This is a genomic window from Seohaeicola sp. 4SK31 (assembly GCF_028802875.1).
Lineage (GTDB): Bacteria > Pseudomonadota > Alphaproteobacteria > Rhodobacterales > Rhodobacteraceae > Seohaeicola.
Window position 1 is genome coordinate 1 of sequence record NZ_JARAMP010000052.1, and the last position, 9454, is coordinate 9454.

The 9454-nt window shown below is 62.0% G+C and carries 11 protein-coding genes and 1 pseudogene; 3 read left to right on the forward strand and 9 right to left on the reverse strand.

Annotation, left to right across the window (positions count from 1 at the left end):
* Window positions 1-136: copper-binding protein (locus PVW27_RS20865; protein WP_274559545.1), on the forward strand; the 136-nt coding region annotated here is incomplete at its 5' end.
* A 157-nt stretch (window positions 137-293) separates the two neighbouring features.
* On the opposite strand, the pseudogene PVW27_RS20870 reads toward PVW27_RS20865, so the two are convergent.
* A pseudogene (locus PVW27_RS20870) lies at window positions 294-416 on the reverse strand (integrase); the annotation flags it as partial.
* A gap of 263 nt (window positions 417-679) precedes the next feature.
* Between PVW27_RS20870 and PVW27_RS21580 the strand changes: the two are divergent.
* Together PVW27_RS21580 and PVW27_RS21585 are read left to right on the forward strand one after the other, a co-directional pair.
* The gene (locus PVW27_RS21580) at window positions 680-997 is read left to right on the forward strand and encodes a hypothetical protein (RefSeq protein ID WP_338019974.1); all 318 of its coding nucleotides are present in this window, start codon (window positions 680-682) and stop codon (window positions 995-997) included.
* A gap of 9 nt (window positions 998-1006) precedes the next feature.
* Window positions 1007-1222, forward strand: coding sequence for a DUF305 domain-containing protein (locus PVW27_RS21585; protein WP_338019975.1), 216 nt, complete (start codon window positions 1007-1009; stop codon window positions 1220-1222).
* Between the two features lie 435 nt (window positions 1223-1657).
* On the opposite strand, the gene PVW27_RS20880 is transcribed toward PVW27_RS21585, so the two are convergent.
* The 8 genes from PVW27_RS20880 to PVW27_RS20915 form a co-directional block, all read right to left on the reverse strand.
* On the reverse strand, window positions 1658-2137 hold the full coding sequence (locus PVW27_RS20880) for a DUF411 domain-containing protein (protein ID WP_274561036.1): 480 nt from the start codon (window positions 2135-2137) through the stop codon (window positions 1658-1660).
* A 38-nt stretch (window positions 2138-2175) separates the two neighbouring features.
* Window positions 2176-4509, reverse strand: coding sequence for a heavy metal translocating P-type ATPase (locus PVW27_RS20885; RefSeq protein ID WP_274561038.1), 2334 nt, complete (start codon window positions 4507-4509; stop codon window positions 2176-2178).
* A 66-nt stretch (window positions 4510-4575) separates the two neighbouring features.
* Window positions 4576-5886, reverse strand: coding sequence for an APC family permease (locus PVW27_RS20890; protein ID WP_274561040.1), 1311 nt, complete (start codon window positions 5884-5886; stop codon window positions 4576-4578).
* Window positions 5883-6557 carry a TVP38/TMEM64 family protein gene (locus PVW27_RS20895; RefSeq protein WP_274561042.1) on the reverse strand — a complete coding sequence of 225 codons (675 nt, stop codon included), beginning with the start codon at window positions 6555-6557 and terminating at the stop codon, window positions 5883-5885. Before PVW27_RS20895 ends, PVW27_RS20890 begins: the two co-directional genes overlap by 4 nt.
* Before the next feature lies 1 nt (window position 6558).
* Window positions 6559-6945: a DUF302 domain-containing protein gene (locus PVW27_RS20900; protein WP_274561044.1), complete on the reverse strand. Its 387-nt coding sequence runs from the start codon at window positions 6943-6945 to the stop codon at window positions 6559-6561.
* Between the two features lie 16 nt (window positions 6946-6961).
* Window positions 6962-7087, reverse strand: a complete 126-nt coding sequence (locus PVW27_RS20905; RefSeq protein WP_274561045.1) for a hypothetical protein — start codon at window positions 7085-7087, stop codon at window positions 6962-6964.
* A 124-nt stretch (window positions 7088-7211) separates the two neighbouring features.
* Window positions 7212-8750 carry a multicopper oxidase family protein gene (locus tag PVW27_RS20910; RefSeq protein WP_274561047.1) on the reverse strand — a complete coding sequence of 513 codons (1539 nt, stop codon included), beginning with the start codon at window positions 8748-8750 and terminating at the stop codon, window positions 7212-7214.
* 73 nt (window positions 8751-8823) lie between these two features.
* The gene (locus PVW27_RS20915; RefSeq protein ID WP_274561048.1) at window positions 8824-9222 is read right to left on the reverse strand and encodes a hypothetical protein; all 399 of its coding nucleotides are present in this window, start codon (window positions 9220-9222) and stop codon (window positions 8824-8826) included.
* Between the last annotated feature and the right edge of the window lie 232 nt (window positions 9223-9454).

Consider the following 9454-nt stretch of genomic DNA (forward strand, 5'->3'; position numbering starts at 1 on the left):
CAACCTCGACATGCCCGCCATGACGATGGTGTTCCGCGCCGATGCCGATGTGATCGCCCAAATGGCCGAGGGTGACGAGATCGAATTCACCGCCGACCGCGTCGAAGGCAAGCTGAAGGTCACTGCGCTGAAATAAGCGCATGACCCGACATGGCCGCATCTGACCCGCTGAACGGTCAGATGCGCGCCCAAGGCATGAAGGAAACAGGAAGAAACGTTTATATTCGGGATTGCGCTTGCGGCCATGGCCGCAGGTGCATTCGTTCTGCTTCAACCCGACGGCACCCAGAGTGGTCAAGCCGAACCCAGATTGCCCTGACGTGCTTGGGCTTGAGCGGTCGCTTCTGGCCGACGATGCGACCTTTGTTCCAAGCGAGGCAAAGCGCGCGAATGGCTGGTAAGTTTGGTGTATGCATGACTGATCCTCAAATCCACCACACACTCCCACATCGACAACCCGACGTTGACGGTCCGTTGTATTTCATGATGCTGAGCTGACTCCGAGGTCGACTCAAGGCCCAATGGGCCGGCCTGATTGGAGACGTCTACGCCACCGTCAAGCCGTGGACGACTAAGGGTCTTTTCCCTGGCAGCTTTGATCAAGCAGCGTTTCTTCTCGGGAACCATAGAGCTTGAAATCTGGTTATACACATAAGGAAATCTATATAGGAAACAGACAATGCAATCTCGGCAAAACCATGCTGTGGAGTCACACGGCATGCATCAGCATAGCAACGGCAGCGGCTATGGCAGGTTCTTCGCAATGATCGGAACCTCGACGGTCGTGATGTATGGTCTGATGTATCTAAACACCTACGCGCTTGACCACGTCTTTTTCTCCCAGACCCGGATGTGGATGGCGCTATACATGGGTGGGATGATGGCGATTATCATGCTCGCTTTCATGCTGGGCATGTATTCTAACCGGAAAATAAACATCGCGATCTTTACAGGTGCAGCCATTGCTTTTGCCGCCGGACTCTACCTCGTCCGGTAGCAGGACACGGTGGGCGACATCGCATGGATGAAGGCTATGATCCCCCACCATTCAATCGCAATCCTTACCAGCGAGCGCGCGAACATTTCCGACCCGCGTGTCCGAGAACTGGCTGATGCGATCATCGAGGCGCAGCGCAGCGAAATCGCAGAAATGCAGCGATATATCGTGGACATTGAGGCCAACGGGGATGCCGCCCCCGGCACTCCTCGAACTAAACCCTGAGACGAAGCAGACCCTGTACACGCAGACGTTTGCTCAGCCTGGGCGAAAGGTCGCTTTGTCTGCACTACCACCCTTTAGTCGCTCCACATGCTGCGCGATGCAAGAATGAGCTGTTCGGTGACGCTGCAATGCAGCTTTCGAACACAAAATGCGTGTCCGGTCTGGACCGAGAGTTATGAGGGGATGTTCGATGCGAGGGCAAGCGCGCCGGGCCGTCGCAAGACCGCTGCGAGCCCAAACTGCCACGAGCAATGATCGAGGATTGCGCGATTGCAGCAAGGGCGGATTCAACACGACTGGTTCGGTTCTGCCGTTCGGCGTTAGCGAAATGATGTGGCGCGGCGTCACTGAAACGGCCGTTCGTGAAGGCTGAAACAATTCCAGTCTGGCGATGTCGCCTATGCGTACGGTGCAGTCATTCATTGGCGCATTCGATCAAGCGGCCGTGTAACGACTGAAGACTTCAGTCGATCCGTCGCGCCGGATTAGGAACACTTCATAGGCTTCGCGCTCCTCTTCCGGCCCCATCCCAGGAGATCCGTACGGCATGCCTGGTACTGCGAGACCGACTGCGTCAGGACTTTCCTCCAGCAGCCGTCTGATGTCGGCAACGGGGACGTGCCCTTCGATCATATAGTTCTCGATCCGGGCGGTGTGGCAGGAGACCATCTCTTGCGGGATGCCGTTGTCCATCTTGTAGCGCATGAGAAGTGTCCCGGCGCTTGGCTCGGTCGTAACGGTAAAGCCCTCATTTTCGAGGATTTCGATCCAGGCCGTGCAGCAGCCGCATTTTGGGTCTTTCATTACGTGGATGGTCGTTTCGGCACTTTGCGTCAAAGCCATCAAGGGCGATGCAGCCAGCAGCGCAGCGCCACCAGTGAGAAGCATGCGGCGTGAAAAAGTGTCTTGGGTCATTTGGTTTTCCTTTCTGATTGGTAAGGTGTGCTGGCATGTCAGAGGTCGACGCGCCTGAGCCGCAGGGCGTTGGTGATCACCGAGACCGAAGAAAGACTCATGGCCGCTGCGGCAATCATCGGCGAGAGCAGAAGGCCGGTGACGGGGTAAAGCAGGCCTGCCGCGATGGGGACGCCAAGGGCGTTGTAGGCGAAGGCAAAGAACAGGTTCTGCTTGATGTTGCGTAGGGTGGCGCGGGCCAACTTACGCGCTCGCACGATACCCATCAGGTCGCCGCCCAACAGGGTGATGCCTGCGCTTTCCATAGCCACGTCTGCGCCCGTTCCCATGGCAATGCCCACATCGGCTGCGGCCAGCGCAGGCGCATCGTTCACCCCGTCGCCCGCCATCGCGATCTTGTGCCCATCGCGGCGCAACTGGTCGATCAGGTCCTTCTTGGCCTCGGGCAGGACGCCCGCGCGGACCTCGTCGATGCCGAGTTTACCTGCAACAGCTTGCGCCGTGCGTTCATTGTCGCCGGTTGCCATGATCACACGCAGCCCCTGCGCGTGTAGTTCGCGGATTGCCTGCGCGGTGCTGTCCTTGATAGGGTCGGCCACCGCCACGATGCCGGCCAGCACGCCATCGACCGCAATGAACATCGCGGTCTTGCCTTCGGCGCGTAAGGTATCGGCCTTGGTTTCTGCCGCCCCCGTGTCCAGTCCCATCTCCCGCATCATCGCGGCGTTACCGAGTGCCACCGCACGTTCGCCGATTGTGCCACGTACGCCCTTGCCAGTGACGGCGTCGAAGTCAGTGGCCTCCTGACGCGGGGCACCCTTCGCCTCCGCCCCCTCGACGATCGCCTCGGCCAGCGGGTGTTCCGAACCGCGCTCGAGCGCTGCGGCCAGCGATAACAAGTCGGCCTCCGGTAGGTCTGCCAGAACAAGGATGTCCGTTAGTTTCGGCTTGCCCATGGTCAGCGTGCCAGTCTTATCGACAATCAGCGTATCGACGCCCGCCATGCGCTCCAGCGCCTCGGCGTCCTTGATCAGGACGCCCGCCTGCGCGCCGCGGCCCGCGGCCGTGGTGATAGAGATCGGTGTGGCGAGACCCAGTGCGCAAGGGCATGCGATGATCAGCACCGACACGGCCGAAGCGATAGCGAAGACCAGCGCGGGTTCCGGGCCGAAGATCAGCCAAACCACAAATGCGACGATGGCTATAGCGACCACTGTCGGCACGAACACTGCCGAGACCCGGTCTGCAAGCCCTTGGATCGGCGCGCGGGACCGGCGCGCGTTCGACACCATTGCTACGATCTGTGCGAGCACCGTATCCGCGCCAACCTTGCCAGCCTCAATCACCAGGCTGCCGTTCTTGTTGATCGTGGCCCCGGTCACGGCATCGCCCGGCCCCTTCTCCACCGGCATTGACTCGCCAGTCAGCATGCTCTCGTCGAGTGATGAGCGCCCCTCAATCACCAGCCCGTCTACCGGGACCGCATCTCCGGGCCGCACGCGGAGCCTATCGCCCTCCATGATGTTCTCGAGGGGGGCGTCATATTCGCTGTCATCAGGCAGGATGCGCCGCGCCGTCTTGGGGGCGAGGTCCAGCAGCGCGCGGATCGCATCCCCGGTACGTTCTCTCGCGCGCAGCTCGAGAACCTGGCCCACGAAGACCAACGTGACGATCACCACGGCCGCCTCAAAATAGGTGCCGACACCGTGGCCCATCCGGTATTGTTCGGGGAAAACGCCCGGCAGGAAGGTTGCAACCAGTGAATAGAGGTAGGCAGCCGCCACGCCGAGGCTGATCAGGGTCCACATGTTCGGGCTGCGGTTCACCACCGAGTCCCAGCCGCGCCGAAAGAACGGCAAGGCGGCCCAGAGGATGATCGGCGTCGCCAGTACGAACTCAAGATAGCTGGCGGTCTGATGCCCGATCCAGTCGCGCACCGGCAAGGCCACCAGTTCGCCCATCGTCAGGATGACAAGCGGCACCGCGGCTGCGGCCGAAATCCACATCCGACGCGTGAAGTCGGTCAGTTCCTCGCTCGGCTCGTCAGACGGCACCATCGGCTCCAGCGCCATGCCGCAGATCGGGCAGGCCCCCGGCGCATCGCGGATGATTTCGGGATGCATCGGACAGGTGTATTGGACGTTGGCCGGGGCGGTCTTCTTCTGTCCGGCGGCACGGCCCGAGGCATAGAACCACGGATCAGCTTTGAACTTCGCCTGGCATTTTTCCGAGCAGAAATGGAAGGTCTCGCCGTCGAACTCCCCGTGACGCCCGTCAGGCTTGACGGCGACAGTCATACCGCAAACTGGGTCCTTTGCCGTCTCGGTCCCAGCCGGGATGTCGGGGGGCGCGTGATGGTGATCGTTCTCCATGGTCTGCCAGCCTTTCGATCTGTTGTTTCAGTTTGCGGTTTCTAACGACCGGAAGCTCAAGTGCTTTTAGTGATGGTCGTGAGCGCCTTCCTCGACCGGATTGCGCGACAGGAACATCCGCACAAACAGAAATACCAGCGCCATGCCGATCGCGCCAAGGACGACGATGAGAGGGTCGGACTGCCATTTCATTGCGGCGAAGGCGGCCAGCACCACGGCATCAAGTGCGATAGCCGTCAGTAACACCCAGCCTCTTGCGCCGATCTCCCTGCGCAGATGCCGGAACACGCCGAAGTGAATGATCATGTCCATCACCAGATAGAAGAAGGCCCCAAGCGAGGCGATGCGGCTGAGGTCGAAGAAGACCGTCAAGAAGCCTGCGATCACGACCGTATAGACAAGTGTGTGGTCCTTAATTGTGCCCGGCATCCCGAAATGGCTGTGCGGGATCATCTTCATGTCGGTTAGCATTGCGAGCATCCGCGACACCGCGAACACGCTGGCGATCAGACCAGACGCCGTGGCCACCAGTGCCAGCGCCACCGTCAGGTTAAAGCCGGTTTGACCGAGGGACGGCTGGGCAGCTTCGGCCAGCGCGTAATCCTTCGCCGCCACTATGCGGTCGAGCGGCAGGCTGGACCCGACCGCGAAGGCCACCAGCAGATAGACGACGACGCAGATGGCTATCGACCAGACGATGGCCCGGCCGACATTGCGGTGCGGGTCGGTGACCTCTGCGCCGCTGTTGGTGATGGTCGTGAAGCCCTTGAAGGCCAGGATCGACAGCGCAACCGACGCCACGAAACCGGTTGCGCCCATGTCTCCACCCGTTGCCTCGAACGAGATTCCGCTCGCCCAGAGGCCGGCTGCCCCAAACAGCGCGATGCCGCCCACCTTGAGAATGGCCATGACAAGAGAGAACAGCCCAACCGACCGGTTTCCCGATACGTTCACGAAATACGCAAAGAGGATCAGCCCAACGCCGAGGATCGGCACCAGCACGCTGTCCGGATCACCGCCGAACGCCCGCAGCGTGTAGGAGCCGAAGGTGCGAGCGACGAGGCTTTCGTTGATCACCATCGACAGCGCCATCAGAAGTGCAGCACCCGCCGCGACCGTTGTCGGGCCGTAGGCCTTCTTCAGGATCATCCCGATGCCGCCCGCTGATGGATATGCGTTCGACATCTTGATGTAGGTGTAGGCGCTGAACCCGGTCACGATGGCGCCGACGACGAACGAGAGCGGGAAGAGCGGTCCGGCGAGTTCGGCGATCTGTCCAGTCAGCGCGAAGATGCCCGCGCCGAGCATCACGCCGGTTCCCATGGCCACAGCACCCGGGAGGGTAATGCTGTTCTTCTCGTATTCGCTTTTCGTCATGGATTTTCCTTTTCAGGCTTTTGCCGCAGCGCTACCCAGAGCAGCGGCAACCCCGTCACAAGCCCGACTCCGAGGACCGCCCATGTCGCGCGCCCGAGGTCTCCGCTGACCGCCTCACCGCCGAAATGGGCCAGCAGGAAGCTTGCCGGGATGATCCCTGCCAGTGTCGCGATGGCGAACCGCCAAGTATGCAGGCGGCTCAACCCGGCCGCGTAGCTGACCATGTCGAAAGACACGAAGGGCATAAGGCGGCTGGCAAAGACCGTCGCCGTCAGAGCGTTCTGCGAGCCGAGCAGCCCGGCATCGACGCGGTCGCCGAACACCCGCCGCAGGGCGTCATGCCCCAGAATCCGTGCAAGACTGAAGGCAATCAACGCTCCGAGTTCCGCGCCGATCACGACCACGACTGTCCCCCAGAGATGTCCGTAGGCTGCCCCCGCCGCCAGCGCGATGGGCGCGCTCGGGATCGGGCTGGCAACGACCGCAAGGGTCATAAACGTGACGATCAGGACCGGCCCCCAGAGACCGGCGCGCGCCACCAGCATCTCCAGACGCTCGGCCTCCAGAAGTTTGCGTGCCTCGGCGAACACCGAAGGCGCGAATTCCCAGATAGCGAGCAGTCCGATTCCGAGGATCGCAAGGCCTGTGAGGATGGCAGCGCGCAGGCTCATCTCAGATCGCCTCGACGGCCTTCGCCAGAAGTTCGCGGACGTCGCCCGCCACGGCCGTCAATTCGGCGTTCTCGATCGCCTGCATCGACGCCACAGGATCGATGGCGCTGACCTCAACCCCGTCCTCGACTTCGCGCAGGATGACATTGCAGGGCAGCATCGCACCCACGCGCGGCTCAATCCCGATGGCCTGATGCGCCATCTTGGGGTTGCAGGCGCCGAGGATGCGATAGGCCGACATTTCGACATCGAGCTTCTTCTTCATCGTCGCCTTGACGTCGATCTCGGTCAGGACACCGAAGCCGTGGTCAGCCAGCGCCTTTCGTGTGCGGGCGTCGACATCGTCGATACCGGTGTCCGGGATCATGCGATTGATCGTGTAAGCCATTGAGAAGTCCTTTCTCTTATTTTCGAAGATATTTAATCAGTGCCGCTATGGCCAAAACCACCAGCACCAGTATCAGCAGGCCGAAGAGCCAGCCAAACCCCATGCCGAAACCCATTCCATGGCCCATATCGTTCCAGTTCATTTTCCCGTCCTCCTATTATTCATCTGTAGGTTTGCGCCTTTTGACCGGTCCTCACGACGACCTGGGGCAGGACAGCACAGGATTGGTGCCGGGCGGGGCGCTTCGTCCGGGCGCCCCGCCCGGATCAGACTGAGGCCGTGACCGCGAACTCGGTCATCATCCCTGAGGCAAGGTGCGGCATGTGATGACAATGCAGCATCCAGCGCGCGACTTCGCCGGCGTCCAGTGCGACATCGACCATCGACATCGGCGGCACGTGAACCGTGTCGCGCACCGCACCGGCAACACGCTGTCCGTTCAGGCCAACGACCTGGAAAACATGCCCGTGCAGGTGCATTGGGTGGGCCATCATCGACATGTTGTGGAACGACAGCACGACCCGTTCGCCGCTGCGCGCGGTGATCGGCTGGTGCTGGCCCCAGACGGCGCCGTTGATCGTCCAGAAATAAGACTGCATCGAGCCGCCCAGCATCAGCATATGGCTGCGGTCCACAGGCCGGTCCCGCAGGGCTTCCAACGCAATGAGGCTTGCCTCCTGCGCAAGATCGGTGTCGAACGCGGGCGCTTCGGACTCCGCCATGGCATCAAGACGCCGCACCTCGGCGCCCCGTGTGGCGAGGACCAGGCCGGTGCGCTCCCGCGCACCTTCTCGCAAGGCGAGGATCGGCCAGGCGCCGTCCTCGTTCGGCAAGTCGATCTCGATGTCCAGCCGCTGGCCCATCGCCAGCCCAAACCGGTTGCCCGCGAGAGGCTGGACGGCGTGGCCGTCCGCCGCAACCAGTCGCGCCGCCGCACCGCCGGTGTCGATCCAGAACGCGGTCGCCGCGGCAGCGTTGATGACCCGAAGCCGGATGCGCCCGCCACGCTCGATCTGCACCACCTCGGGGTCCGACAGGGTCCGGTCGTTGGCGAGATAGGCGTCCCATTCATAGTCGTTCAGGTCCATGGCCATGCCGCCCATCTGGCCGCCCATGCCCATCATCCCGCCCATTCCGGGCATGTTGCCCATCGCCATGCCGCCCATGGCTCCGTGGTCCATGCCCTGCATCGCCCCCATGCCTCCCATGGGAGCGCCTTGCCCGGGCTTTGCACCGGCACCATGGCCCGCGCCGTGTCCGCCGCCATGGCCACTGCTGATCTCCGCCAGAACCTCCTCGGGGGCCTTGAAGGAGAAATCATGTAGGAACATTACGACCTCTTGCCGGTCGGCCGTCAGATCCTCCTGCGAGCGCACGATCAGCGGCGCGGCCAGCAGCTGCATCTCCTGCGTCGGAACATGGCTGTGCATCCAGTGGGTGCCCGGCCGCGCCTCGAAGTCGTAAGATCGGGTCTCACCAGGGTTGAGAAGGGGCATCGGCATGTCCGGCACGCCGTCCTGCGCATTTGGCGGGATCTGGCCGTGCCAGTGGATGATGGTGCCGACATCGAGATCGTTGGTCAGCTCGACCCGAAACCTCTGGCCAGGGTCGAGGATCAGTCCCTGACCGCCGGGGCCGGCAAGGCCAAAGACCTTTGCCGCGCGCCCGTCGATATCGAGTGTTCGGGTCGCGGCGGCGAGGCTGAGCGGCGCCACCCCTTGCGCCAAGGCGATGCGGGGCATGTGTGACCTCCCAAGGGCGGCAGCACTTGCGGCAAGAAAGCCGCGTCGTGAAAGCATGTTCATGGTCGTCTCCTCGGGACATTCCGTCCCGTTCATCAAGGCCGATGGAACGCCGCGGGCGTCCGCCCGGGCGCGATCAGAGGAGACTGGGTTTGGGAGGGCGTTCGTTCAGTCCCGGCGCGCGGCTGACGTGGATTGCCTCGGACGGAACGTCATGACTGGCGGTGCCGTGGACGTGCCCGGCTTCCCCGCCTGCCGACGTCAGGAAGGGCGCGAGGCCTGCGCAGACGAACTCGCACATCTCGGTATCGGTCGATCGACAGTGCCCTCCAGCGTCACAGCCGGGGTCTGCGATGACCGGAGCGTGCATCATGTCGGCAATATGCATCGCATGATCCGCACCGGTGTCCATGCTCATGCGTGTCGCGTGCGCGGAGGCCACCGTCGTCACCACGGTTATCGCGATTATGGCAAGCATGGTGACGAAACGTACAATCATGCTGCAACGATAAGCATTGATAGCGGGAATGTCCATTGTTGCCGAAAGCGGGGATCTGGCGGCAATCCGCCTCAGCATGAAGCCAATGAAATCATGCCATGATTGGGGTTGACTTATAAAGATAGGTCCTCTGAATCGTTGAAGGAAGAGGTGGTTCGGTTGATCTGAACAGTTTCCAGGCGTTTCGTAAGTGGTTTTCCGCCTTGGTTATGCCGCTACCGCCTCGGGGCGCGGCTGGTTGAAGTAGGCCTGATCGGGGGTTTTCCCG

Coding starts and splice junctions, on each gene's coding strand:
- PVW27_RS21580 (WP_338019974.1), top strand. CDS start 680: ATGCAATCTCGGCAAAACCATGCTGTGGAGTCACACGGCATGCATCAG.
- PVW27_RS20880 (WP_274561036.1), bottom strand. CDS start 2,137: ATGACCCAAGACACTTTTTCACGCCGCATGCTTCTCACTGGTGGCGCT.
- PVW27_RS20885 (WP_274561038.1), bottom strand. CDS start 4,509: ATGGAGAACGATCACCATCACGCGCCCCCCGACATCCCGGCTGGGACC.
- PVW27_RS20890 (WP_274561040.1), bottom strand. CDS start 5,886: ATGACGAAAAGCGAATACGAGAAGAACAGCATTACCCTCCCGGGTGCT.
- PVW27_RS20895 (WP_274561042.1), bottom strand. CDS start 6,557: ATGAGCCTGCGCGCTGCCATCCTCACAGGCCTTGCGATCCTCGGAATC.
- PVW27_RS20900 (WP_274561044.1), bottom strand. CDS start 6,945: ATGGCTTACACGATCAATCGCATGATCCCGGACACCGGTATCGACGAT.
- PVW27_RS20905 (WP_274561045.1), bottom strand. CDS start 7,087: ATGAACTGGAACGATATGGGCCATGGAATGGGTTTCGGCATGGGGTTT.
- PVW27_RS20910 (WP_274561047.1), bottom strand. CDS start 8,750: ATGAACATGCTTTCACGACGCGGCTTTCTTGCCGCAAGTGCTGCCGCC.
- PVW27_RS20915 (WP_274561048.1), bottom strand. CDS start 9,222: ATGGACATTCCCGCTATCAATGCTTATCGTTGCAGCATGATTGTACGT.